This window comes from Variovorax soli (genome assembly GCF_031454625.1).
Lineage (GTDB): Bacteria > Pseudomonadota > Gammaproteobacteria > Burkholderiales > Burkholderiaceae_C > Variovorax > Variovorax soli_A.
This window is the reverse complement of sequence record NZ_JAVDRF010000003.1, coordinates 163,978-187,372: the sequence shown is the minus strand read 5'-3', so window position 1 is coordinate 187,372 and position 23,395 is coordinate 163,978. Positions and strand designations below refer to the sequence as shown.

General features: G+C 66.2%; 29 protein-coding genes, 1 tRNA gene and 1 pseudogene. 11 read left to right on the top strand and 20 right to left on the bottom strand.

Annotated elements, in window-relative coordinates; all coding sequences use genetic code 11:
- The first annotated feature begins 27 nt into the window (after positions 1-27).
- The 3 genes from J2739_RS08035 to J2739_RS08025 are packed head-to-tail and all read left to right on the top strand — an operon-like array spanning position 28 to position 3,283.
- Entirely contained in the window at positions 28-1,254 is a 1,227-nt protein-coding gene (locus J2739_RS08035) for a helix-turn-helix domain-containing protein (RefSeq protein ID WP_309900309.1), read from the top strand.
- Positions 1,251-2,270, top strand: a complete 1,020-nt coding sequence (locus J2739_RS08030) for a thiamine pyrophosphate-dependent dehydrogenase E1 component subunit alpha (RefSeq protein ID WP_309900307.1) — start codon at positions 1,251-1,253, stop codon at positions 2,268-2,270. Before J2739_RS08035 ends, J2739_RS08030 begins: the two co-directional genes overlap by 4 nt.
- A complete protein-coding gene (locus tag J2739_RS08025) occupies positions 2,261-3,283 on the top strand; it encodes an alpha-ketoacid dehydrogenase subunit beta (RefSeq protein WP_309900305.1) in 1,023 nt (340 codons plus the stop codon). The genes J2739_RS08030 and J2739_RS08025 overlap by 10 nt, the downstream gene beginning before the upstream one ends.
- Positions 3,284-3,296: 13 nt before the next feature.
- Here J2739_RS08025 and J2739_RS08020 read toward each other — a convergent pair whose 3' ends face one another.
- Positions 3,297-4,058, bottom strand: a complete 762-nt coding sequence (locus J2739_RS08020) for an SDR family oxidoreductase (protein WP_309900303.1) — start codon at positions 4,056-4,058, stop codon at positions 3,297-3,299.
- Positions 4,059-4,167: 109 nt separating this feature from the next.
- Between J2739_RS08020 and J2739_RS08015 the strand changes: the two genes are divergently transcribed.
- Both J2739_RS08015 and J2739_RS08010 read left to right on the top strand, forming a co-directional pair.
- Positions 4,168-5,106: a LysR family transcriptional regulator gene (locus J2739_RS08015; RefSeq protein WP_309900301.1), complete on the top strand. Its 939-nt coding sequence runs from the start codon at positions 4,168-4,170 to the stop codon at positions 5,104-5,106.
- An 85-nt stretch (positions 5,107-5,191) separates the two neighbouring features.
- The gene (locus tag J2739_RS08010) at positions 5,192-6,205 is read left to right on the top strand and encodes a Bug family tripartite tricarboxylate transporter substrate binding protein (protein WP_309900300.1); all 1,014 of its coding nucleotides are present in this window, start codon (positions 5,192-5,194) and stop codon (positions 6,203-6,205) included.
- 105 nt (positions 6,206-6,310) lie between these two features.
- Here the strand turns inward: J2739_RS08010 and J2739_RS08005 are convergent, their stop codons facing one another.
- Entirely contained in the window at positions 6,311-6,634 is a 324-nt protein-coding gene (locus tag J2739_RS08005) for a DUF1840 domain-containing protein (protein ID WP_309900298.1), read from the bottom strand.
- A gap of 11 nt (positions 6,635-6,645) precedes the next feature.
- Positions 6,646-7,932 carry a class I SAM-dependent methyltransferase gene (locus tag J2739_RS08000; protein ID WP_309900296.1) on the bottom strand — a complete coding sequence of 429 codons (1,287 nt, stop codon included), beginning with the start codon at positions 7,930-7,932 and terminating at the stop codon, positions 6,646-6,648.
- 99 nt (positions 7,933-8,031) lie between these two features.
- On the opposite strand from J2739_RS08000, the gene J2739_RS07995 reads away from it, so the two are divergent.
- From J2739_RS07995 to J2739_RS07970, 6 genes are read left to right on the top strand one after another with little or no spacing between them, the layout of a single operon-like run.
- Positions 8,032-10,395: a bifunctional salicylyl-CoA 5-hydroxylase/oxidoreductase gene (locus J2739_RS07995; RefSeq protein ID WP_309900294.1), complete on the top strand. Its 2,364-nt coding sequence runs from the start codon at positions 8,032-8,034 to the stop codon at positions 10,393-10,395.
- Between the two features lies 1 nt (position 10,396).
- Positions 10,397-10,873 carry a MarR family winged helix-turn-helix transcriptional regulator gene (locus J2739_RS07990; RefSeq protein WP_309900292.1) on the top strand — a complete coding sequence of 159 codons (477 nt, stop codon included), beginning with the start codon at positions 10,397-10,399 and terminating at the stop codon, positions 10,871-10,873.
- Entirely contained in the window at positions 10,870-11,724 is an 855-nt protein-coding gene (locus J2739_RS07985; RefSeq protein ID WP_309900289.1) for an enoyl-CoA hydratase family protein, read from the top strand. The genes J2739_RS07990 and J2739_RS07985 overlap by 4 nt, the downstream gene beginning before the upstream one ends.
- Positions 11,725-11,728: 4 nt before the next feature.
- Positions 11,729-12,925: an acyl-CoA dehydrogenase family protein gene (locus J2739_RS07980; RefSeq protein ID WP_309900287.1), complete on the top strand. Its 1,197-nt coding sequence runs from the start codon at positions 11,729-11,731 to the stop codon at positions 12,923-12,925.
- A complete protein-coding gene (locus tag J2739_RS07975; protein ID WP_309900285.1) occupies positions 12,922-14,538 on the top strand; it encodes an AMP-binding protein in 1,617 nt (538 codons plus the stop codon). Before J2739_RS07980 ends, J2739_RS07975 begins: the two co-directional genes overlap by 4 nt.
- Positions 14,535-14,930 (top strand): RidA family protein, encoded by a 396-nt coding sequence (locus tag J2739_RS07970; protein ID WP_309900282.1) that lies wholly within the window; start codon positions 14,535-14,537, stop codon positions 14,928-14,930. The genes J2739_RS07975 and J2739_RS07970 overlap by 4 nt, the downstream gene beginning before the upstream one ends.
- 17 nt (positions 14,931-14,947) lie before the next feature.
- Here the strand turns inward: J2739_RS07970 and J2739_RS07965 are convergent, their stop codons facing one another.
- The 17 genes and pseudogenes from J2739_RS07965 to rpsN form a co-directional block, all read right to left on the bottom strand.
- Positions 14,948-15,349 (bottom strand): hypothetical protein, encoded by a 402-nt coding sequence (locus J2739_RS07965; protein WP_309900280.1) that lies wholly within the window; start codon positions 15,347-15,349, stop codon positions 14,948-14,950.
- A 326-nt stretch (positions 15,350-15,675) separates the two neighbouring features.
- Positions 15,676-15,752: transfer RNA gene (locus J2739_RS07960), tRNA-Met, on the bottom strand.
- Positions 15,753-15,770: 18 nt separating this feature from the next.
- Positions 15,771-16,172: a 50S ribosomal protein L17 gene (gene rplQ, locus J2739_RS07955; protein WP_309900278.1), complete on the bottom strand. Its 402-nt coding sequence runs from the start codon at positions 16,170-16,172 to the stop codon at positions 15,771-15,773.
- Positions 16,173-16,273: 101 nt separating this feature from the next.
- The gene (locus J2739_RS07950) at positions 16,274-17,263 is read right to left on the bottom strand and encodes a DNA-directed RNA polymerase subunit alpha (protein ID WP_309900276.1); all 990 of its coding nucleotides are present in this window, start codon (positions 17,261-17,263) and stop codon (positions 16,274-16,276) included.
- A 127-nt stretch (positions 17,264-17,390) separates the two neighbouring features.
- The gene (rpsD, locus tag J2739_RS07945; RefSeq protein ID WP_309900275.1) at positions 17,391-18,014 is read right to left on the bottom strand and encodes a 30S ribosomal protein S4; all 624 of its coding nucleotides are present in this window, start codon (positions 18,012-18,014) and stop codon (positions 17,391-17,393) included.
- A gap of 129 nt (positions 18,015-18,143) precedes the next feature.
- On the bottom strand, positions 18,144-18,548 hold the full coding sequence (gene rpsK, locus J2739_RS07940) for a 30S ribosomal protein S11 (RefSeq protein ID WP_309900272.1): 405 nt from the start codon (positions 18,546-18,548) through the stop codon (positions 18,144-18,146).
- Positions 18,549-18,560: 12 nt separating this feature from the next.
- Positions 18,561-18,926 carry a 30S ribosomal protein S13 gene (rpsM, locus tag J2739_RS07935; protein ID WP_019653977.1) on the bottom strand — a complete coding sequence of 122 codons (366 nt, stop codon included), beginning with the start codon at positions 18,924-18,926 and terminating at the stop codon, positions 18,561-18,563.
- A gap of 23 nt (positions 18,927-18,949) precedes the next feature.
- Positions 18,950-19,063 carry a 50S ribosomal protein L36 gene (gene rpmJ, locus J2739_RS07930; protein WP_038201958.1) on the bottom strand — a complete coding sequence of 38 codons (114 nt, stop codon included), beginning with the start codon at positions 19,061-19,063 and terminating at the stop codon, positions 18,950-18,952.
- A 34-nt stretch (positions 19,064-19,097) separates the two neighbouring features.
- Positions 19,098-19,199: pseudogene (locus J2739_RS07925) on the bottom strand (S1 domain-containing protein); the annotation flags it as partial.
- A gap of 19 nt (positions 19,200-19,218) precedes the next feature.
- On the bottom strand, positions 19,219-20,529 hold the full coding sequence (gene secY / locus J2739_RS07920; RefSeq protein WP_309900271.1) for a preprotein translocase subunit SecY: 1,311 nt from the start codon (positions 20,527-20,529) through the stop codon (positions 19,219-19,221).
- Positions 20,530-20,551: 22 nt separating this feature from the next.
- The gene (rplO, locus tag J2739_RS07915) at positions 20,552-20,983 is read right to left on the bottom strand and encodes a 50S ribosomal protein L15 (protein ID WP_309900269.1); all 432 of its coding nucleotides are present in this window, start codon (positions 20,981-20,983) and stop codon (positions 20,552-20,554) included.
- Between the two features lie 11 nt (positions 20,984-20,994).
- On the bottom strand, positions 20,995-21,180 hold the full coding sequence (gene rpmD / locus J2739_RS07910; RefSeq protein WP_057593150.1) for a 50S ribosomal protein L30: 186 nt from the start codon (positions 21,178-21,180) through the stop codon (positions 20,995-20,997).
- 14 nt (positions 21,181-21,194) lie between these two features.
- On the bottom strand, positions 21,195-21,713 hold the full coding sequence (gene rpsE, locus J2739_RS07905; RefSeq protein WP_068674573.1) for a 30S ribosomal protein S5: 519 nt from the start codon (positions 21,711-21,713) through the stop codon (positions 21,195-21,197).
- A gap of 18 nt (positions 21,714-21,731) precedes the next feature.
- The gene (rplR, locus tag J2739_RS07900) at positions 21,732-22,097 is read right to left on the bottom strand and encodes a 50S ribosomal protein L18 (RefSeq protein ID WP_309900268.1); all 366 of its coding nucleotides are present in this window, start codon (positions 22,095-22,097) and stop codon (positions 21,732-21,734) included.
- Positions 22,098-22,111: 14 nt separating this feature from the next.
- Entirely contained in the window at positions 22,112-22,645 is a 534-nt protein-coding gene (gene rplF, locus J2739_RS07895) for a 50S ribosomal protein L6 (protein ID WP_309900266.1), read from the bottom strand.
- A gap of 24 nt (positions 22,646-22,669) precedes the next feature.
- Positions 22,670-23,065 (bottom strand): 30S ribosomal protein S8, encoded by a 396-nt coding sequence (rpsH, locus tag J2739_RS07890; protein WP_162572711.1) that lies wholly within the window; start codon positions 23,063-23,065, stop codon positions 22,670-22,672.
- Between the two features lie 20 nt (positions 23,066-23,085).
- The gene (gene rpsN / locus J2739_RS07885; protein ID WP_106556362.1) at positions 23,086-23,391 is read right to left on the bottom strand and encodes a 30S ribosomal protein S14; all 306 of its coding nucleotides are present in this window, start codon (positions 23,389-23,391) and stop codon (positions 23,086-23,088) included.
- Positions 23,392-23,395 lie beyond the last annotated feature (4 nt).

The following is a 23,395-nucleotide window of genomic DNA, read 5'->3' as shown; positions in this document are numbered from 1 at the left end:
ATCGCCCCATCCGGAGGAGAAAACCCCATGTCCCTGCCCTCGCGCCGCAGCAGCGCCGCCGGCGGTCCGCGGCAGTTGTTCTCGCGCACGCACGCGGAGCGCGTGGCGCTGGCGCGCCAGCAGTTCTTCGAGGAAGGGGTTCGCCCGTCGGGCCTGGTCGGCGAGGCGGTGCTGCAGTCGTGGATGCGCTGCACGCGCGCGCACGGCGACCGCGACCGGATGATCGCCTTCGATGCCGTCACGCCGAGCCGGCTGCACGCGACGCTGAACCGCAACCGCGAGTTGCTCGATGCCGCGCGTGCCGAACTGCAGAGCATGGAGAGCTCGCTCGCCGGCACCGACTCGCGCGTGCTGCTGACCGACGCGCAGGGCGTGATCGTGCATGTGACGCACCACCCCGCGGGCGCGCAGCAGCCCATCCTGCGCAAGACGGCGCGGCTGGGCGTGAACATCGCCGAGAGCGTGGTCGGCACCACCGCACCGGGCATCGTGACCTGCACCGGCCAGGCCTGCGCGGTGCATGGCGCGGAGCACTATTTCGACTACCTGCGCGAGATGCAGTGCGCCGCCGCGCCGATCCGGGACGTGCACGGGAGGCTGGCCGCGGTGCTGGACATCACGGCGGAGGCCCGGCCTTTCGGCTTCGACGCCGCCACGATGGTGGCGCTCTACGCCACCACCATCGAGAACCGGCTGCTGCTGGCGCAGTCGCCCGACGGGCTGGTGCTGCGCTTCCAGGCGAGCCCGGCCCTGCTGGCGACACCGCTCGAAGCGCTGGCCGGCGTGGGGCCCGACGGCCGCGTCGACTGGCTCAACGCGGCCGGCGCGCGCCTGGTCGGCCGGCTGCCCGAAGGCGGGCCGCGCGATGTGGAGCGGGTGTTCGGGCTCGAGCTCGCGGCGCTGCTGCGCCTGGGGCGGCGCGAGGCGGCGCAGCCGGTGCGGCTCGCGAGCGGGCTGGGCGTGTGGCTGCAGGTGCGGCTGCAGGGGCACGACGGCGTGGACTTCCGGCATGCCGTGGGCGTGACGCGCGTCGAGAACGCAAGCCCGCCCGCGATCGAGGCGCCGCAGCCCGTGGCTCCCGAAGCTGCGGCCGGCAGCGACACGACGCTGCGCGACCACAGCCGCAAGCTCATCGAGGACACGCTGGCCGCGCACGGCGGCAACATCTCGCAGGCCGCGCGCCAGTTGCGCGTGTCGCGCGGCACGCTGTACCGGCGCCTGCGCGGCTGGCAGCAGGAGAACCCGTCGGGATGAACCCACCCCTTCCTGAAGCCGAGCGCCTGGCGCTCTACCGGACGATGCAGCGCATCCGCGCCTTCGAGAATGCCGCCGAGGCGGCGAGCCAGGGCGGCGTGAGCGCTTATGGCCAGGAAGCCGCAGGGACGGCCCGGGTGCGCGGCCCGCTGCACCTGTCGACCGGACAGGAGGCCGTGGCGGCGGGCGTCTGCGCCCATCTCACGAAAGAGGACTACCTCACCTCCACGCACCGCGGCCACGGCCACACGCTGGCCAAGGGCGCGGACCTCACGCGCATGATGTGCGAGCTCTTCGGCAAGGCCACCGGCTTCAACGGCGGCAAGGGCGGCTCCATGCACATCGCCGACTTCTCGGTGGGCATGCTGGGCGCCAACGGCGTGGTCGCGGCCGGATTGCTGATCGCCGTGGGCGCGGCGCATGCGCAGAAGCTGCAGAAGAAGGCGGCGATCACCGTGTGCTTCTTCGGCGACGGTGCGATCAACCGCGGCCCCTTTCTGGAATCGTTGAACTGGGCCCGCGTCTACGGCTTGCCGGTGCTCTTCGTCTGCGAGGACAACCGCTGGAGCGCAACCACCGCGAGCGGTCCCATGATCGCGGGCGACGGGGCCTCCGCACGCGCCCATGCGCTGGACATCGTGGCGACGCGGGTGGACGGCAACGACGTGTTCGCCGTGCACGCGGCAGCGCGCACGCACGTGGCGGCAGTGCGCGCGGGCCTGGGGCCGCGGCTGCTGCATGCACTGACCTACCGGGTGAAAGGCCATGTGTCGGTCGATCGAGCCGCGTACCGTGATCCGTCCGAACTGGCATCGGCCTTGCGGACCGATCCGCTCGCGCATGCCCGCGCGCGCCTGTTGGCCGAGGGCTTGGACGCGGCCTTGCTCGATGCGATCGAGCACGACGCGCGGCAGGAGGTCGAGGCTGCCGTGGCCGCGGCCGATGCCGCGCCCTGGCCCGAGGCCGCGGCGGCCTTCACGGACGTGCAGACCACGGGGGCCGGGCAATGGACATGACGAGCGACGTGGCACCGGGCCGTGACGCGCTGCCCGCCGTGCAGGCGCTCAGCTATGCCGAGGCCGCCGCGCTGGCCCTTCGGCGCGAGATGGAAGCCGATGCGCGCGTGGTGGTGCTTGGCGAGGACGTGGGCCGCGGTGGCATCTTCGGCCAGTACCAAGGCTTGCAGCAGCGCTTCGGCGTCGAACGCGTCATCGACACGCCGATCTCGGAGGCCGCGATCATGGGCGCCGGCGTGGGCATGGCGCTCGCAGGGCTGCGGCCGGTGGTCGAGATGCGGGTGGTGGACTTCGCGCTGTGCGGCATGGATGAGCTGGTGAACCAGGCCGCCAAGAACCGCTTCATGTTCGGCGGTCAGGGCCGCGTGCCGCTGGTGGCGCGCATGCCGGGCGGCATCTGGGATGCGTCGGCCGCCCAGCATTCGCAGTCGCTCGAAGCCTGGTTCGCGCACCTGCCGGGCGTGGTGGTGGTGTGCCCGTCGACGCCGCAGGACAACCATTCGCTGTTGCGCGCGGCGCTGCAGTGCGGCGACCCGGTGGTCTATATCGAGCACAAGAACCTGTGGAACCTGCGTGCCGCGGTGGACGAGTCGCTGGACATGCCGCTCGGACAGGCCGCCACCTTGCGCCGGGGCGATGCGCTGACGATGGTCAGCTGGAGCCGACAGCTGCAGGCCTGCAACGCCGCCTGCGATGTGCTCGCCGCCGAGGGCATCGCGGTCGATCTGATCGACCTGCGCACCCTGTGGCCTTGGGACCGCGCGATGGTATTGGGGTCGTGTGCGCGCACCGGGCGGTTGCTGGTAGTGCACGAGGCGGTGCAGGCGGCCGGCTTCGGCGCCGAGATCGCCGCGAGCGCAGCCGAGGCCACCGGTTGCCGGATCGCGCGAGTGGGCGCGCCGCGCATTCCGGTGGGCTATGCGCCGGTGCTCGAAGCGCAGTCGCGCGTGGGCGTCGCGCAGATTGCCGAGGCGGCCCGGGCGCTCTGCAGAGCCCCTCCTCTTCGAGGATGAGATCGCCCGGTGCCTAGGCGGCGAAGCCGCCGTCGATGTTGAGGCTCGCGCCGGTCACGAACCCGGCCTCCGGCCCGGCGAGGTAGGCGACCATGCCGGCGATCTCGGTGCCGCGGCCGTGTCTGGGAACGGCCATGAAGCTGTGCATGGTGGAAGCCATCGGGCCATCGGCCGGGTTCATGTCGGTGTCGACGGGGCCGGGCTGGACGTTGTTGATCGTGATGCCGCGCGGCCCGAGGTCGCGCGCGAATCCTTGCACGAGGCCGGTGAGTGCAGACTTGCTCATGGCGTAGACGCCGCCGCCTGCAAAGGGCATGCGCTCGGCATTGGTGCTGCCGATGTTGACGATGCGGCCGCCCTCGCCCATGTGGCGCAGCGCTGCCTGGATGGCGACGAAGACGGCGCGCACGTTGATGTTGAGCGTGAGGTCGAAATCGTCGAGCGAGATCTGGTCGACGGCACCGAGCTTGAGAACGCCTGCGTTGTTGACCAGGATGTCGAGCCGGCCGAACGCACCCGCAGCCTGGTCGATGGCCGAGCGCAGCGCATCCGCATCGGCGCTGTCGACGCGCAGCGCGAGCGCGCGCCCGCCGGCCGCTTCGATACTCGCGACGAGGTCCCTGGCTGCGGCATCGTTGCTGGCGTAGCTGAAGGCGACAGCGGCGCCGTCCTCGGCGAGACGCCGCACGATGGCGGCGCCGATGCCGCGCGAACCGCCGGTGACGAAGGCGGCCTTGCCGCTGAAGAGGGGCCTGGGGGAGGTGGTGGGGGACATGGTGGATTCCGATGTGTGTTGCGATGTCTCCAGTGTCGCGACTCGATTGCATTGGCGGTAGCCACTAAAAGGCCCTATCAATTTCAACCTTGGGTTGAGAATCCGCTTCATGCAACCTTTGAGCCACCTGGAATCCTTTCTGCGCAGCGCCGAGAGCGGCAGCTTTTCCGCGGCGGCGCGGCAGCTGGGCCTGACGCCGGCGGCGGTGAGCAAGAACGTTGCGCGGCTCGAGGCCGGCCTCGGCCTGCGCCTGTTCCAGCGGAGCACGCGCAAGCTGACCCTGACCGAGGGCGGCGAACGGCTGCTGCAGCAGATCTCCGGCCCGCTCGGCACCCTGGCGGACGCAGTGGCCGGCGCCGCCGAGGCCAACCGGCAACCGGCGGGGACGCTCAAGGTGAGCATGGGCCAGGCCTTCGGGCGCGAGTACGTGGTGCCGCTGCTCGGCGAATTCCTCGCGCGCTACCCGGGCGTGGTGCCCGATTGGCATTTCGACAATCGGCAGGTGGACCTGATCGGCGAGGGTTTCGATGCGGCGATCGGTGGCGGCATCCAGCTCACGCCCGGCGTCGTGGCGCGCGAGCTGGCGCGCATCCACGTGGTCGCGGTGGCGGCGCCGCGCTACCTCGCCGGCAGGCCGGCGCCGGCCCACCCTTCCGAGCTGGCGGCCTTCGACAGCATCGTGCGACGGTCCTCCCCCACGGGGCGTCTGCGCAGCTGGACGCTGCGCAGCGCGGCAGGCGAGGAGGCCGCGGTGGAAGGCCGGCCGCGCGTGATCTTCAGCGATCCCGAGGCCATGTGCCGCGCGGCCATGCTGGGCCTCGGTATCGCGCTGGTGCCGATGCCCTTCGCCCTGCCCGGACTGCAGCGCGGAGACCTGGTCCGCGTGTTGCCCGGCTGGTATGCCGATTCGGGCCCGCTCTCGCTCTACTACCCGAGCAAGAAGCTGCTGCCGGCGAAGACGCGGGTGTTCATCGACTTCGTGGTGGAGCGCTTCCGGGCGCAGCGCTTCGCCGAGCGCATGCAGGGCGCGTGCATGGCCCCTGCATGAACACGGGGTTATTCCCTGCGGCGGATGTGACGCCCACCATGTACAACACGGCGCCAGGCATCCACCGGATCAACAGGATCACAACATGACATTTTTTCCGTCCCTTTCACGTCGCAACGCCTTGGCGGCTGCGGCCATCACCCTGCTGCTGGCCGGAGGTACCGCCGGCGCGCAAGGCACCTGGCCCACCAAGCCGGTGCGCATCGTCGTGCCCTTCGCGGCCGGTGGCACCACCGACATCCTGGCGCGCGCCGTCGCGCCGGAGCTGTCGAAGGCCTTCGGCCAGCAGTTCATCGTCGACAACCGTGCGGGCGCCGGCGGCAACGTGGGCGCAGAGATCGTCGCCAGGGCACCGAACGACGGCTACACGCTGCTGATGGGCACGGTGGGCACGCACGGCATCAACCGCGCGCTCTATCCCAAGCTGCCGTACGACCCGATCAAGGACTTCGCGCCGATCACGCTGGTGGCCGCGGTCCCGAACGTGATGGAGATGAATGCCGACAAGGCGAAGGCGCTGAACATCAACAGCGTCGCGGATTTCATCAAGTACGCCAAGGCCAACCCGGGCAAGCTCAACATGGCCTCGAGCGGCAGCGGTACGTCGATCCACCTGGCCGGCGAGCTCTTCAAGACGATGACGGGCAGCTTCATGACGCACATCCCCTACCGCGGCTCGGGCCCGGCCCTGCTGGACCTGGTCGGCGGCAATGCCGACGTGATGTTCGACAACCTGCCCTCCTCGATGCAGCAGATCAAGGGCGGCAAGCTCAAGGCCCTGGCCGTCACCAGCGCGCAGCGCTCGCCGGCGTTGCCCGACGTGCCCACGGTCGAAGAGGCCGGCGGCCCCGCGCTCAAAGGCTACGAGGCGAGCTCATGGTTCGGCCTGCTCGCGCCGGCCGGCACCTCGCCCGAGATCATCAACCGCATCCAGCAGGAAGTCGCCAAATCGCTGAGTACACCGGCCATCAAGGAGAAGCTGCAGGCCCAGGGCGCGATTCCGAGCGGCAACACGCCGGCCGCCTTCGCCAAGCTGATCGACAGCGAGCACGCCAAGTGGGCGAAGGTCGTGAAGGCCTCCGGCGCAAAAGTCGACTGACCTCGAACTTGCCTTCCCCGGGCCGCGCCCAGTGGCCCGGTCAGGAGACATCGCGGAACCGGCTTTGCCGGACCGCCGGTTTCGCCCCCGGACGAGGGTTGCGAACTAAACCTCCCAGGTCACGTCCTTGCCATCGGCCAGGGACTCCTTGAGCATGTGCAGCAGCGGCACGGCGCGCTGGTGCAAGCCGATGTGCTGCTTCTCGGCCTCGTTGTCGTGACCCTCGACGGCATATTCGTCGTAGTTGTGCGCGTTGCGACCCTCGCGCGCAATGGCGGACTCGAGCGCGGAGATGGCGGCCGGCATCTGCTCACCGGTGATGACGCCCTTGGGCGCGGGCGCCTTGCCGATGATGTCGAACAATTGCCGCGCGTGCGTCTCGAGCATCACGAAGGGAGGGCTGGCGCGGGATTTGAATCGATACAGCATGGGTGCCTCGCTTACTTGTAGATGTAGTCACGCACAAAAGGGTACACCGACTGTGCGCCGCGCAGCGGCCATTCTTTGACCCTCCCGTCGGGCCTGGTGGACAGCATCTGGTGCAGCGCGATCCAGCCCTGCTCGAAGCTCATCGCCGAGCCTGCCAGGTACAAGCGGTAGGCGCGCAGGATGCGCTCGGCCTTGTCCGTGCCGCTGGTGCGCACCAGGACCTCGCGTGCCTCGTCGAAGCGCGCCTCGAGCGCATCCGACCAATGCCACAGCGTGCGTGCGTAGTGCGGCCGCAGGTTTTCGGTGTCGACCATCTCGAGCCCGGCGGCAGAGGTCTCGTGCAGGATGCGGGTGACGTGCAGCAGCTCGCCGCCCGGGAAGATGTACTTCTCGATGAAGTCGCCCAGGCCGGCGCCCAGTTGCGCATACTCGAGCTGGCCCGAGGTGATGCCATGGTTCAGCGCCAAGCCGCCGGGCTTGAGCAGGGCATGGACCTTGCGGAAGTAGGTGCCCATGTTGGCGCTGCCCACGTGCTCGAACATGCCCACGGAAGAGATCTTGTCGAAGGGCTTGTCCTCCTCGAGCAAGCGGTAGTCGCGCAGCTCCACCCGAACCCGGCCCGAAAGGCCCTTTTCCTCGATCAGCCGCGTCACGTAGGCGTGCTGGTTCTTCGACAGCGTGATGCCGGTCGCGTCGACGCCGTAGTGCTCGGCCGCCCACAGCAGCAACCCGCCCCAGCCGGAGCCGATGTCCAGGTAGCGGTCGCCGGGCTGCAGCATGAGCTTGCGGCAGATGTGGTCGAGCTTGGCCTCCTGCGCCTGCGCCAGTGTCATGGCGGCGTCGCGGAAATAGGCGCACGAATAGACGCGGCGCGGGTCCAGCCACAGCGCATAGAAGTCGTCGGACACGTCGTAGTGGAACTGGATCTGCTCCGCATCCTTGCCGAGCGAATGCGAGCCGCGCGAACGCGCGTGCCGCTGCAGCTTGCTCCACCAGCTGTGGGTGATCTCCGCCGGATTGCCCGGCAGCAGCCCGACCGTGACATCGACCAGGTCGCGCATGGCGCCCTGGATCTGGACCTTGCCCTCGACATAGGCCTCGCCGATGGCGCCGAGCTGCCGTGCGCCCAGCTTGGCGAGGGCCGACCAGTCCGAGAAGGCCAGCGTGATGCGCGATCCGGGCCGGCTGACCTGGCGGCCGTCGGGCAGCTGAAGGGTCAAGGGGACCGGCAAGTCGGAGAGCTGCGACTCGATCTTCGGCATCAGGCTTGGCAGGGAGCTTGGCATCAGACTGGGCATGGAGCCATTCTTGCCAGCACGCGCAAAGTCGTCAACCGACCCTCAGGGAAACCCTTGCTGGAGTTGACATCAAATTGTTTAGGCCTAAACTATTGATCCATGAATAGCTTCGCACCCAACCTGCAGCGCATCCTGTGCATCGGCGGCGGGCCCGCCGGCCTCTATTTCGCGCTCCTGATGAAAGCCAGGCAGCCCGGCCTCGAGGTCACGGTGGTCGAGCGCAACCGCCCCTTCGACACGTTCGGCTGGGGCGTGGTGCTCAGCGACCAGACGCTGGACAACCTCCGCGCGGCCGACCCCCCGAGTGCCGCGCTGATCGGCAACGAGTTCCATCACTGGGACGACATCCAGGTCTTCTTCAAGGGCCGACAGGTGCGCTCGGGCGGCCATGGCTTCTGCGGCATCGGGCGCAAGCGGCTGCTCAACATCCTGCAGGAGCGCTGCCTGGCCCTGGGCGTCAAGCTGGTGTTCGAGACCGACGTGACGGACGATCAGGCGCTGGCCGAGCAGTACAACGCCGACCTCGTGATCGCCAGCGATGGCCTCAACAGCCGCATCCGCCAGCGCTACGCCCAGGTCTTCGAGCCTGACATCGACCTGCGCCAATGCCGCTTCGTCTGGCTCGGCACGCACCAGACCTTCGACGCCTTCACCTTCGCCTTCGAAGAGACGGAGCATGGCTGGTTCCAGGCGCATGCCTACCAGTTCGACGACAAGACCTCGACCTTCATCGTCGAGACGCCGGAAGAGGTCTGGAAGGCCCACGGGCTGGACCAGATGGAGCAGCCCGAGGCGATCGCCTTCTGCGAGAAGATGTTCGCGAAGTACCTGGGCGGCCACGCGTTGATCAGCAACGCCACCCACCTGCGCGGGTCGGCCAACTGGATCCGCTTTCCGCGCGTGGTCTGCAAGCATTGGACGCACCGCGTCGACATCGGCGGCAAGAGCGTGCCGGTGGTGCTGATGGGCGATGCGGCGCATACCGCCCACTTCTCCATCGGCTCGGGCACCAAGCTCGCGCTCGAGGACGCGATCGACCTGTGCAACGAATTCGAGCGCGGCGGCGATGTCGATGCCGTGCTCGAGGCCTACGAGGCGCGGCGCAGCGTCGAGGTGCTGAAGATCCAGAACGCGGCCCGCAATTCGACCGAGTGGTTCGAGAACGTGAAGCGCTATACGGGCATGGAGATCGAGCAGTTCGCTTATTCGCTGCTCACGCGATCGCAGCGCATCAGCCACGAGAACCTGCGACTGCGCGACACGCAATGGCTGGGCGGCTACGAGCGGTGGCTGTCGGGCGGCAAGGCCATCCCACCGATGTTGATGCCGCTGAAGGCGCGCGGGCTCACGCTCAAGAACCGCATCATGGTCTCGCCGATGGCAACCTACAGCGCCGTCGACGGCGTGCCGAAGGACTTCCTGCTGGTCCATCTCGGCGCGCGCGCGCTCGGCGGGGCGGCGATCGTGTTCGTGGAGATGACCAGCCCCACGCCCGAAGGCCGCATCACGCCGGGCTGCACCGGCCTCTACAACGATGCGCAATCGGCGGCCTTCAGGCGCATCGTCGATTTCGTGCACACCCAGAGCACTGCCAAGATCGGCATGCAGCTGGGGCACAGCGGCCCCAAGGGCTCGACCCAGCTGGGCTGGGAAGAAATGGACGAGCCGCTGCCGCAGGGCAACTGGCCTCTGCTGGCCGCCAGCGCGCTGGCCTACGGCGACCAGAACCAGTTGCCGGCCGCGATGACGCGCGAAGACATGAACACGCTGCGGGACCAGTTCGTGGCCTCGACGCGGCGCGCGGCCGAGGCCGGCTTCGACTGGCTCGAGCTCCACTGCGCGCACGGCTACCTGCTGGCCTCTTTCATCAGCCCGCTGACCAACCTGCGCACCGACGATTACGGCGGCAGCCTGGAGAACCGCTGCCGCTATCCGCTGGAAGTGTTCCGCGCCATGCGCGCGGCGTGGCCCGCGGACAAGCCGATGAGCGTGCGCATCTCGGCCCACGACTGGGTGCCCGGCGGCAACACCGATGCGGATGCGGTGGTCGTGGCACGCCTCTTCAAGGAAGCAGGCTGCGACTTCATCGATGTTTCTTCAGGCCAGACCACCCGCGCTGCCAAGCCGGTGTACGGCCGCATGTACCAGACGCCGTTTGCCGACCGGATCCGCAACGAGGTGGGCATCGCGACCATTGCGGTGGGCGCCATCACCGATGCCGACCAGGCCAACAGCATCATCGCCGCAGGCCGCGCCGACCTCTGCGCGATCGCGCGTCCCCACCTGGCCGACCCGGCCTGGACGCTGCATGAAGCGGCCAGGCTGCAGAGCCGCGAGGTCGATTGGCCGAAGCAGTATCTGAGCGGTCGCGATCAGCTGTACCGCGAGATCGCCAAGCAGCAACAGCTCGCCGCCGCCATGGCCCACAGCGCCGCGCCGCGCAATCCGGAAGAGGAGCAATAGCATGGACCTCGAAGCACGCGGCCACAGCGAGCACCCGGAGGAACTGCGTCTCTGGCTGCGTCTCCTGACCTGCACCCAGCTGATCGAGAAGCAGGTGCGCAACGAGCTGCGCGAGCAGTTCGGCACCACCCTGCCCCGCTTCGACCTGATGTCGCAGCTGGAGCGCGCGCCCGAAGGGCTCAAGATGAACGAGCTTTCGCGCCGCATGATGGTGACCGGCGGAAACGTCACCGGCATCACCGACCAGCTGGTGGCCGAGGGGCTGGTCGAGCGCGTCGACGTCGAGGGCGATCGCCGAGCTTGGCGCGTTCGGCTGACCGCACGCGGGCGCCGGCTCTTCAATGACATGGCGCAGCAGCACGAGGCATGGATCGTCGACGCCTTCGCGGCGCTCAATGCCAAGGAGATCGCGCAGCTGCACAAGCTGCTCGGCAAGGTCAAGCAGCATTCTCATCAGCAATTGGCGGAGGCCCTATGAAGCATTACATCGGCGCAGGCAATCCCATGCATGCGCACTTCGAATCGAAATCGGCTTACCGGGCCGAGCACTTCAGCTGGGCTTTCGAAGCCGGCGTCGGCACCATCACGCTGAACAGGCCCGAGCGCAAGAACCCGCTGACCTTCGACTCCTATGCCGAGCTGCGCGATCTGTTCCGCGCTCTGTACTTCGCGACCGATGTCAAGGCGATCGTCGTGGCCGGCGCGGGAGGCAACTTCTGCTCGGGTGGCGATGTCCACGAGATCATCGGTCCGCTGACGAAGATGCGCATGCCCGAGCTGCTGGAGTTCACCCGCATGACGGGCGACCTGGTGAAGGCCATGCGCCACTGTCCGCAGCCCATCGTTGGCGCCATCGACGGCGTGTGCGCCGGTGCCGGCGCGATGATCGCGCTGGCTTGCGACCTGCGCTACGGCACGCCGTCCACGAACACTGCGTTCCTGTTCACCCGCGTCGGGCTTGCCGGTGCCGACATGGGCGCCTGCGCGCTGCTGCCGCGGGTGATCGGCCAGGGCCGCGCCTCGGAGCTGCTGTTCACCGGGCGCGCCATGACGGCGCAGGAGGGACAGGCCTGGGGCTTCTTCAACGCCTTGCACGAAAGCGATGCGCTCCTGTCCGCCGCGGCCGCCATGGCGCGCAAGCTCGCAGAAGGACCGAGCTTTGCCCACGGCATGACCAAGACCATGCTTTCGCAGGAATGGTCGATGACCATCGACCAGGCGATCGAGGCCGAAGCCCAGGCGCAGGCGATCTGCATGCAGACCGAGGACTTCAAGCGCGCCTTCGAGGCTTTCGCAGCCAAGCGCAAACCGGTGTTCGGCGGAGACTGACGAAATGGCTGCATCGGCTTCATCCCCCAACACGGCGCACCTGGCGCTTCCCTTCTTCGACGACGCGCATCGTGCGCTGGCGCGCGACCTGCTGCCTTGGGTGGCCGCGCAATCGGTGGACGAACGCGATGATCGCGCCGCCTGCCGCGACTGGGTCAAGCGCCTGGGCCAGGGCGGCTGGCTGCGCTATTGCGTGCCGGCATCCGCGGGCGGCGCGCTGGAGCGCCTCGATTCGCGCGCGCTGGTGCTGCTGCGCGAAACGCTCGCCTTCCATTCGCCGCTGGCCGATTTCGCATTCGCGATGCAGGGCTTGGGCAGCGGTGCGATCACGCTGGCGGGCAGTGCCGCGCAGCAGCGCGATTACCTCGGCGCCGTGGCGCGCGGCGACAAGATCGCGGCCTTCGCCCTCAGCGAGCCGGAGGCCGGCTCCGACGTGGGCGCAATGGCCATGCAGGCGGTTGCCGCGCCGCAAGGCTGGCGCCTCGATGGCCAGAAGACCTGGATCAGCAACGGCGGCATCGCGGACTTCTACTGCGTGTTCGCCAAGACCGATCCGGCGGCAGGATCGCGCGGCATCAGCGCCTTCGTCGTCGATGCGAACACGCCGGGGCTCGACAGCTCCGCGCATATCGAGGTGATGGCGCCGCACCCACTCGCCACGCTGCGCTTCGAGAATTGCACGGTGGCGCGCGAAGCCCAGCTGGGCGAGGTGAACGGCGGCTTCAAGCTTGCGATGCGCACGCTGGACATCTTCCGCGCCTCGGTGGCCGGCGCCGCGCTCGGCATGGCGCGTCGCGCCCTGGCCGAGGCCGTGCGCCATGCGAGCACCCGCCGCATGTTCGGCCAGACCCTGGCCGATTTCCAGCTCACGCAGGCCAAGCTGGGTGAAATGGCCGCACTGATCGACAGCGCGGCGCTCCTGACCTACCGCGCCGCCTGGATGCGCGACGACAGCGAAAAGCGCGGCGTGCCGCCGGCCGGCGACATCACGGCCGCCGCAGCGATGGCCAAGATGTGCGCCACGGAAAACGCAAGCCGCGTGATCGACATGGCGCTGCAGATGCACGGCGGCCTGGGTGTGAAGGTGGGCACCAAGGTCGAGAGCCTGTACCGAGACATCCGGTCGCTGCGCATCTACGAGGGCGCGACGGAAGTACAGCAGCTGATCATCGGCAAGTCGGTGCTGCGGAGCGTGACATGAGTGCGCAGGTCGACCGTTTCGTCCACGACCGCCTGCCGCCGGCAGACCAGCTGCCGACGCTGCGCTATGACCTCCCCGAACTGCAGCTGCCCGACCAATTGAACCTGGTGGAGGAACTGCTCGACAAGGCCGCCTCCAAGCCTTGGGCCGACCGGCCGATGCTGCGCTCGCCGTCGCGCACGCTGAGCTATGCCCATGCCGCAAAGGAAGTCAATCGCATCGCGCAGGTACTGACGGAGGACCTGAGCCTGGTGCCGGGCAACCGCGTGCTGCTGCGCGGCGGCAACTCGATTGCGATGGCGCTGAGCTGGCTTGCGGTGGTGAAGGCAGGCCTGATCGCGGTCGCCACCATGCCGCTGCTGCGCGCCAAGGAGCTGGGGGACATCATCGAGAAGGCGCAGCCCGTGGTCGCGCTGTGCGACGGTCGGTTGCTCGACGAGCTTCGGACCGCACAGCAGGCCCATCCGGTGCTCAAGACCTTGATTGCCTTCAACCAGCCGGAGGGGCCCGACTCGCTGGAGGCGCGCGCCGCCGCCAAGCCCGGCGTGTTCAAGGCCTGCCCCACGGCCGCTGACGATATCGCGCTGCTGGCCTTCACGTCCGGCACCACGGGCAAGCCGAAGGCGCCGGTAAGCACGCACCGCGACGTGCTGTGCATTTGCGAGACCTGGCCACGCCACGTGCTGCGCGCCCGCAGCGAGGACATCGTGCTGGGCTCGCCGCCGCTGGCCTTCACCTTCGGGCTCGGCGGGCTGCTGGTCTTTCCGATGTGGGCCGGCGCCTCGGTCTATTTCAACGATGGGCCCTACACACCGGAGAACATGGTCAAGACCATCCGCGATGTGGGCGCCACGATCTGCTACACGGCCCCCACTTTCTATAGGCAGATGGCGCCCTTCGCGAAGACGCTGGGCGTTCCCACGCTGCGCATCAGCGTGAGCGCCGGCGAGGCGCTCCCGGATGCGACGCGCCAGCTTTGGAAAGACGCCACCGGCATCGAAATGCTGGACGGCATCGGCGGCACCGAGGTCTTCCACATCTACATCTCGGCAGCCCCCGAGGACGTGCGGCGCGGCGCCGTCGGCAAGGTCGTGCCTGGCTTCACCGCCAAGGTGGTCGACGACGAAGGCAAGGAAGTGCCGCGCGGCACCGTCGGCAAGCTGGCGCTGATCGGCCCGGTCGGCTGCCGCTACCTGGACGACCCGCGCCAGACCGATTACGTGAAGAATGGCTGGAACTACCCCGGCGATGCTTTCGTGCAGGATGAGGACGGCTACTTCTTCTACCAATCGCGCGCCGACGACATGATCATCACGGCCGGCTACAACGTGGGCGGTCCGGAGGTGGAGGATGCGCTGCTCAAGCACCCCGCCGTCGCCGAGTGCGGCGTGATCGGCAAGCCGGACGAGGAGCGCGGCATGATCGTCAAGGCCTTCTGCGTGCTCAAGCCCGGCCACACCGGCGATGCGGCGATGGTCAAGGCGCTGCAGGAGCACGTCAAGGCCACCATCGCTCCCTTCAAGTACCCAAGGGAGATCGAGTTCGTAGCCGGCCTGCCGCGCACCGAAACCGGGAAGCTCCAACGATTCAAACTGAGGCAGATGACACCATGAACAAACTCTTGCAGCCCCCGGGCTGGGCGCCTCCCAAAGGCTATGCGAACGGAGTCGCCGCGCGCGGCACGATGATCTTTGTCGGCGGACAGGTGGGCTGGAACGCCCAGCAGCAGTTCGTCTCCGACGACTTCATCGAGCAGACGGGTCAGGCGCTGCGCAACATCGCCGAGATCCTGCGCGAGGGCGGCGCCGGTCCCGAGCACATGGTGCGGATGACGTGGTACGTGACCGACCGCGACGAATACAACCGGCGCCTGGGCGAGTTGGGGCCGGTCTACCGCGATGCGATGGGCCGCAACTTCCCCGCGATGACTTGCGTGGAGGTTGCGGCGCTGGTGGAGGCCCGCGCCAAGGTGGAGATCGAGGTCACGGCTGTCGTGCCCGACTGAGCGGCCGACGCCGACCGCTAGAGAAAGGCGCCGTCCTCCGCGCCGGGGTCGGAAAGAATGAGCGCCGCACGGTAGGCGGCCCGCCCCGCCACCTTGGTCTCGGCGGCCAGCTTTTTCCAGAGCTGGTCGCGCTCGACCGGAGAGAGACTGTCCGGTTGGTCGATCAAGGAATGCGCAATGGCCAGCACGGAAATGGCCGAGGTCAGACAGAAACTGAGAGCCGACATCGTCGGCCGACCTCGGTAATTGGCCTGTTCCCCACGACGAATCCGCTCCTGCTCATTCTCATCCAGGGAAAGAAGATCAGTCGTCGGATGAAATGGAACAGCAGGCTGATTGTCGAAAATGTAATGGACGACCCGCTGGACCGCATCCATCGCGTTCTCGACGAGATCGCGGGAAATCGAAGGGTCAATCATGAAATTCTATGTGCCCGGGATTCATGGACTTTTCCGCCGTTGCTCGGTGTTTGTTGACCAAATGTTACACATGGCAGGGGGAAAATCCACAACTTTTTTTGTCCCTCGGCGCTCGCGGCCGTACCGCGGCGATGAAGGCATTGTTTTTTCTTAAGGAGGGAGGGCGGGGTCGCGCCAAGCGGCCGACATTTCTAGCCGGCATATTTAATCGGTAAAAATCGTTGAGCCCGCGAGGCCGCCCAATTTCTATTGCCTGAAGCAAAAACAAAAACGCCCACTCGAAAGTGGGCGTTTTATATTTGCGAACCTCGGATTCGCAAAAGATCTGGTTGCGCGAGCAAGATTTGAACTTGCGACCTTTGGGTTATGAGCCCAACGAGCTACCAGGCTGCTCCATCGCGCGGCAGATTAATATTATAGCCTATTCTTCGCCGGCCTGCTCGTCGGCAGCGACATCGGCAATTTCGGGGCGATCGACCAGTTCGACCAACGCCATGGGGGCGTTGTCGCCGACACGGAAGCCCATCTTCAGGATGCGCGTGTAGCCACCCGGGCGCGCCTGGTAGCGCGGGCCGAGTTCAGCGAATAGCTTGACCACGCTGTCGCGGTCGCGCAGGCGGTTGAACGCCAGCCGCTTGTTGGCCACCGTGGGCTTCTTGGCCAGGGTGATCATCGGCTCGATGACGCGGCGCAGTTCCTTGGCCTTGGGGACCGTGGTCTTGATGGCCTCGTGCTCGATGAGCGAGTTCATCATGTTCTGCAGCATCGCCAGGCGGTGCGAGCTGGTGCGGTTGAGTTTGCGGAGTCCGTGTCCGTGACGCATGGTGAGTTCCTTTCCTTATCAAATCCGCGCGGCCGTATCAGGTACCTCGCGTTCACCGTTGCTAGAAAACAAGGCTTGCCGCGCGCGGCAGCCCTTGTGAGTTAACGCTTGTCCAGTCCCGCGGGCGGCCAGCTTTCGAGCTTCATGCCCAAGGTCAGGCCGCGCGAGGCGAGCACTTCCTTGATTTCGTTGAGCGACTTGCGACCCAGGTTGGGGGTCTTGAGCAGTTCGTTCTCGGTACGCTGGATCAGGTCGCCGATGTAGTAGATATTCTCTGCCTTCAGGCAGTTGGCCGAACGCACCGTGAGCTCGAGCTCGTCGACCGGGCGCAGCAGGATCGGGTCGAACTGCTGAGCGCTGCGCGGCGCGGGCTGGTCGAAGGCGGCGAGCTCGCCACCCTCCAGCTGCGCGAATACGGCCAGCTGCTCGACGAGGATCTTGGCCGAGGCGCGGACCGCGTCTTCTGCGGTGATGGCGCCGTTGGTCTCGATCTCGACGATCAGCTTGTCCAGGTCGGTGCGCTGCTCCACCCGGGCGCTCTCGACGGTGTAGCTCACGCGCTTGACGGGCGAGAAGGAGGCGTCCAGCACGATACGGCCGATCGACTTGGTCGGCTCGTCCGCATAGCGGCGCATGGTGCCGGGGACATAGCCGCGGCCCTTCTCGACCTTGATCTGCATGTCCAGCTTGCCGCCTTGCGACAGATGGGCGATGACATGGTCGGGGTTGATGATCTCGACGTCGTGCGGGGTCTGGATGTCCGAGGCGGTGACCGCGCCCTCGCCGTCCTTGCGCAGGCTCAGCGTCACTTCGTCGCGGTTGTGGAGCTTGAACACCACGCCCTTGAGGTTCAACAGGATGTTGACGACATCTTCCTGCACGCCATCGATGGACGAGTACTCGTGCAGCACGCCGGCGATCGTCACTTCGGTGGCGGAGTACCCGACCATCGAGGACAGCAATACGCGGCGCAGCGCGTTGCCGAGCGTGTGGCCGTAGCCGCGCTCGAAAGGCTCGAGCGTGACCTTGGCCTTGTTGGCGGCCAGTTGCTCGACCTGGATGGTCTTGGGTTTCAACAGGGTGGTTTGCATGCAGACTTCCTCTCAATACCCCCGGCTCGTTACACCGGTAAGGCTGGTGAAGTGCCCGGCCGCAGTGCTCGCGGCAGGGAACAAGAATCTAAGGCTCGGGCCACCGGTGGGCGGCACGTATCGCTCGTTACCTCGAATACAGCTCGACGATCAGCGATTCGTTGATGTCCGCACCGAACTCGTCGCGATCGGGCACCTTCTTGAAGGTACCTTCGGCCTTGTCGGCGTTCACTTCGACCCATGCCGGGATGCCGACTTGCTGGGCCAGTTGCAGCGCCTCGACGATGCGGTTCTGCTTCTTCGACTTGTCGCGCACTGCGACCAGGTCGCCGGTCTTGACCAGGTAAGACGGAATGTTGACGGACTTGCCGTTGACCGTGATCGCCTTGTGCGACACCAGCTGGCGCGCTTCGGCGCGCGTGGAGCCGAAGCCCATGCGGTAGACCACGTTGTCCAGGCGGGACTCGAGCAGGAACAGCAGGTTGGCGCCGGTGTTGCCACGGCGGCGGTCAGCTTCCTCGAAGTAGCGGCGGAACTGCTTCTCGAGCACGCCGTACATGCGCTTGACCTTCTGCTTCTCGCGCAGCTGCAGGCCGAAGTCGGAGGTGCGCTGGCCCGAGGTGCGGCCATGCTGGCCGGGCTTGGAATCGAACTTGGCCTTGTCCTGGATGGAGCGGCGCGCGCTCTTGAGGAACAGGTCCGTGCCTTCGCGGCGGGAAAGTTTGGCCTTGGGGCCGAGGTAGCGTGCCACTTGATCTTCCTTTGTGTCATCTTCCGCAGGGGACTGCGGGAGCCATCAGCGGCGTGCCGATGGCGGTGGGCTTGTTAAAAACAAAACGCGCAGCCGGCCCGGAAGCTGGCTGCGCCGAACGCCTTCGCCTCAGATGCGACGGCGCTTTTGGGGACGGCAGCCGTTGTGCGGAACTGGCGTCACATCGGCAATCGAGTTGATGCGGATGCCGAGTGCGGCGAGTGCGCGCACCGACGATTCGCGACCGGGGCCGGGGCCCTTGATCTCGACATCGAGGTTCTTGATGCCTTGTTCCACCGCAGCGCGGCCGGCGACTTCGGAAGCGACCTGCGCAGCGAAGGGCGTCGACTTGCGCGAGCCCTTGAAGCCCTGGCCACCCGACGACGCCCACGACAGGGCATTGCCCTGGCGATCGGTGATCGTGATGATCGTGTTGTTGAACGAGGCATGCACGTGCGCGACGCCATCCGCCACGTTCTTGCGGATCTTCTTGCGAACGCGCTGTGCGGCGTTGTTGGCAGGAGCTTTAGCCATGCTTGTCTATCCTTACTTCTTCAGGGACTGCGCGGCCTTGCGCGGACCCTTGCGGGTGCGGGCGTTGGTGCGCGTGCGCTGGCCGCGCATCGGCAGGCCGCGACGGTGACGGAAGCCGCGGTAGCAGCCGATGTCCATCAAGCGCTTGATGTTCATCGTCGTTTCGCGGCGCAGGTCGCCTTCGATGGTGAAGAGCGCGATCTGGTCGCGGATCTTCTCGAGATCGGCGTCGGTCAGATCCTTGATCTTCTTCGAGTACTCGATGCCGCTCGCTTCGCAGATCTTGCGAGCGCGGGTGCGACCGATGCCGAAGATGGCGGTCAGGCCGATCTCAGCGTGCTTGTGCGGCGGAATGTTGATGCCAGCAATACGTGCCATGTGCGTCCTCTTAAATCTCTAGCTCAACCCTGGCGCTGCTTGTGGCGCGGGTCGGTGCAGATCACGCGCACGACACCTTTGCGGCGGATGATCTTGCAATTGCGGCAAATGGTCTTGACCGAAGCCGAAACTCTCATTTCACTCTCCTAAAACTCTGTTCAACCCGGCGACTCACTTCGCCCTAAACACAATGTGCGCCCGGCTCAAGTCATAGGGCGTCAACTCGATGGTGACCTTGTCACCTGTAAGGATGCGGATGCATTGCATCCGCACCGACATCTCGCTTTGGCTGCTACGAAGTCTTGAAATTGGCTTTCTTTAGCAGGGACTCGTACTGCTGCGACATCATGTAGTTCTGCACTTGGGCCATGAAGTCCATCGTGACAACCACGATGATCAGCAAAGAGGTGCCGCCAAAATAGAACGGCACGTTGTATTTCAGGATCAGGAACTCCGGAAGCAGGCAGACGAAGGTGATGTACACCGCGCCCGCCAGCGTGAGGCGAACCAGGATCTTGTCGATGTAGCGCGCGGTCTGGTCACCCGGGCGGATGCCTGGGATGAACGCACCGCTCTTCTTCAGATTGTCGGCAGTCTCGCGGCTGTTGAACACGAGGGCCGTGTAGAAGAAGCAGAAGAACACGATCGCGGCGGCATAGAGCAGCACGTAGATCGGCTGTCCCGGCGTCAGCGCGCTCGCGATGTCCTTGATCCAGCGCATGCTGTCGCCCGTGCTGAACCAGCTCACCACCGTGGTCGGCAGCAGGATGATCGAGGAGGCGAAGATCGGGGGGATCACGCCGGCCATGTTCAGCTTCAGCGGCAGGTGCGAGGACTGGCCGCCATAGACCTTGTTCCCCACCTGCCGACGCGCATAGTTCACCAGGATCTTGCGCTGACCGCGCTCGACGAACACCACGAAGTAGGTGACCAGGATCACCACGGCGACGATGAACAGTGCGACGAGCACGTTCATGGCGCCGGTGCGCACCAGTTCCAGCAGGCCGCCGACGGCACTCGGCAGACCGGCAGCGATGCCCGCGAAAATCAGGATCGAGATGCCGTTGCCCAAGCCTCGTTCGGTGATCTGCTCGCCGAGCCACATCAGGAACATCGAGCCCGCCGTCAGGCTGACCATGGCCGTAAGCCGGAAACCGAAACCGGGCGAGATCACCAGCCCTGCGGAAGATTCCAGCGCCACCGCAATGCTGAAGGACTGGAACAGGGCCAGGCCGAGCGTCCCGTAGCGGGTGTACTGGGTGATCTTGCGACGGCCGGCCTCGCCTTCCTTCTTCAACTGCTCGAAAGTCGGCACCACATAGGTCATCAACTGCATGATGATCGACGCGGAGATGTACGGCATGATGCCCAACGCGAACACGGTGAAGCGCGAGAGCGCGCCGCCCGAGAACATGTTGAACAGGCTCAGGATGCCGCCTTGCTGGCCCTTGAACAGCTGCGCCAGTTGGTCCGGGTTGATGCCCGGCACCGGAATGTGCGCTCCGATGCGGTAGACCACGAGGGCGAGCAGTAAGAAGACCAGCCGGCGACGCAGGTCGCCGAACTTGCCTGTCTTTGCGAGCGTCGCCGCGTTCGTTGCCACTATGACCTTCTTTCGCTCGTGATCAGGCCACGCTGCCGCCGGCCGCTTCGATCGCGGCCTTGGCGCCGGCAGTCGCGCCGATGCCCGTCAGCTTGATGGCCTTGGTCAACTCGCCCGACTTGATGACCTTCACGACCTTCGCGATCTGGCCCACCAGGCCGGCTTGCTTGAGCGCGAGCAGGTCCACTTCGGTCAACCCGAGCTTCTCGAGCGCAGCGAGCGTCACTTCGGCGTTGTACTTGAGCGACTGAGACTTGAAGCCTCGCTTGGGCAGCCGGCGCTGCAGCGGCATCTGGCCGCCTTCGAAGCCGACCTTGTGGAAACCGCCCGCGCGGGACTTCTGACCCTTGTGACCGCGGCCCGCGGTCTTGCCCAGGCCGGAGCCGATGCCGCGGCCGACGCGGCGCTTGGCGTGCTTGGCGCCCGCCGCCGGCTTGATGCCATTGAGTTCCATATCCGTCTCTCTTAGAGCACTTTGACCAGATAACTGATCTTGTTGATCATGCCGCGCACCGCGGGCGTGTCCTGCAGTTCGCTCACGCTGTTGAGCTTGCGCAGGCCCAGGCCGCGCACGGTATCGCGATGCGATTGCTTGGTGCCGATCGGGCTCTTGACCAGTTGCACCTTGAGCGTTTGTTGTTGCGTCGTCATGTCGATGCTCCCGTTCAGGCGAAGAGTTGCTCGACGGTCAGGCCGCGCTTGGCAGCGACTTCGGAAGCCGTCGTCGAGTTGCGCAGGCCGTCCAGCGTGGCACGAACCATGTTGTAGGGGTTCGACGAACCGTGGCTCTTGGCCACGATGTCGGTGATGCCCATCACTTCGAACACGGCGCGCATCGGGCCGCCGGCGATGATGCCGGTACCCTTCGGCGCCGGGATCATGACCACCGAAGCGGCGCCCCAATGGCCCGTCACGCGATGGTGCAAGGTGCCGTTCTTGATCGAGATCTTCGCGAGATTGCGGCGCGCTTCTTCCATCGCCTTCTGCACTGCGGCCGGCACTTCCTTCGACTTGCCCTTGCCCATGCCGACGCGGCCATCGCCGTCACCGACCACGGTGAGTGCTGCGAAACCGAGGATACGACCACCCTTCACCACCTTGGTGACGCGGTTGATCGCGATCATCTTCTCGCGCAGACCGTCTTCGGGGCCTTCGCTTTGCGTTCTTGCCTGAATCTTTGCCATGTTGAATCTCGTGTCCGATTAGAACTGCAGGCCGGCTTCGCGAGCCGCATCGGCCAGCGCCTTGACGCGGCCGTGGTAGGCGAAACCCGCGCGGTCGAAAGCGACCTTCTCGACACCGGCGGCCTTCGCCTTCTCGGCGATGCGCTTGCCGATGATCGTGGCGGCGGCGGTGTTGCCGCCCTTGCCCGACCCGCCCAACGAGGTGCGCACTTCCGCTTCCGCGGTGGACGCGGAGGCGATCACCTTGGTGCCGTCGTCGGAGATGACGGCAGCATAGATGTGCAGGTTGGTGCGGTTCACGGTCAGGCGCGCCACGCCTTGCGTCGCAATGCGGATGCGAGTCTGACGCGAGCGGCGAAGACGCTGTGCTTTCTTGGTCAACATCATTTTGCTGCCCCTTATTTCTTCTTGGTCTCTTTGATCACGATCTTCTCGTCCGAATAACGGATCCCCTTGCCCTTGTAGGGCTCGGGCGGACGAACAGCTCGAATCTCAGCGGCCACCTGGCCGACGCGCTGGCGGTCGGCACCCTTGATCACGATTTCGGTCGGGGTGGGCGTCGCCACCGTGATGCCTTCGGGCATCAGCTTGTCGACCGGGTGCGAATAACCGACCTGCAGGTTCAGCTTGGTGCCTTGTGCCTGGGCCTTGTAGCCCACGCCGACCAGGTTCAACTTCTTCTCGAAGCCCTTGGTCACACCGACCACCATGTTGTTCACCAGCTGGCGCACCGTGCCGCTCATCGCGTTTGCATCGCGCGATTCGTTGGCGGGCTCGAAGCTCAGCTTGCCGTCTTTGTTGACGACGTTCACCAGCGCATTGCGCGCCAGGCTGAGCGTGCCGCCCTTGCCCTTGACGCTGATCTGGTCATCCTTGATCGCCACATCCACGTCTTGGGGGATGGCGACCGGCATTTTTCCTACTCGGGACATTTCAGTTACTCCTCGATGTCTCGGTCAGGCGACGTAGCACAGCACTTCGCCGCCCACGCCGCTGGCGCGAGCCTTGCGGTCGGTCATCACGCCCTTGGGAGTGGTGACGATGGCGACGCCGAGCCCGTTTTGCACTTGCGGGATTGCAGCGCTGGCCTTGTAGACACGCAAGCCGGGGCGGCTCACGCGCTCGATGCGCTCGATGACCGGACGGCCTGCGTAATACTTCAGCGCAATCTCGAGCTCGCTCTTGCCGGCTTCGGTCTTGACCTGGAAGCCGTCGATATAGCCCTCGTCCTTCAGCACCTGCGCGATCGCAATCTTCACCTTGGAAGACGGGACCGAGACGGTGGGCTTCGCCACCATCTGCGCGTTGCGGATACGCGTCAGCAGGTCGGCAATGGGATCACTCATGCTCATGTTCTTTGCTCCTGCCTGGCTTACCAGCTGGCCTTGGTGACACCGGGGATGTCGCCGTTGAAGGCCAGTTCACGGATCTTGGCGCGGGCCAGACCGAACTGGCGGAAGGTGCCACGCGGACGGCCGGTGATTTCGCAGCGGTTGCGCTGACGGGTCGGGTTGGCATTGCGCGGGAGCTTCTGCAGAGCCAGGCGCGCAGCCGCACGCTCTTCATCGCTCTTCTTCGCGTCGTTGGCAATCGCCTTCAGTTCCGCGTGCTTGGCGGCGTACTTTGCGACCAGTTTTTCTCGCTTGAGCTCGCGCTCGATCAAAGCTACTTTAGCCACAAGT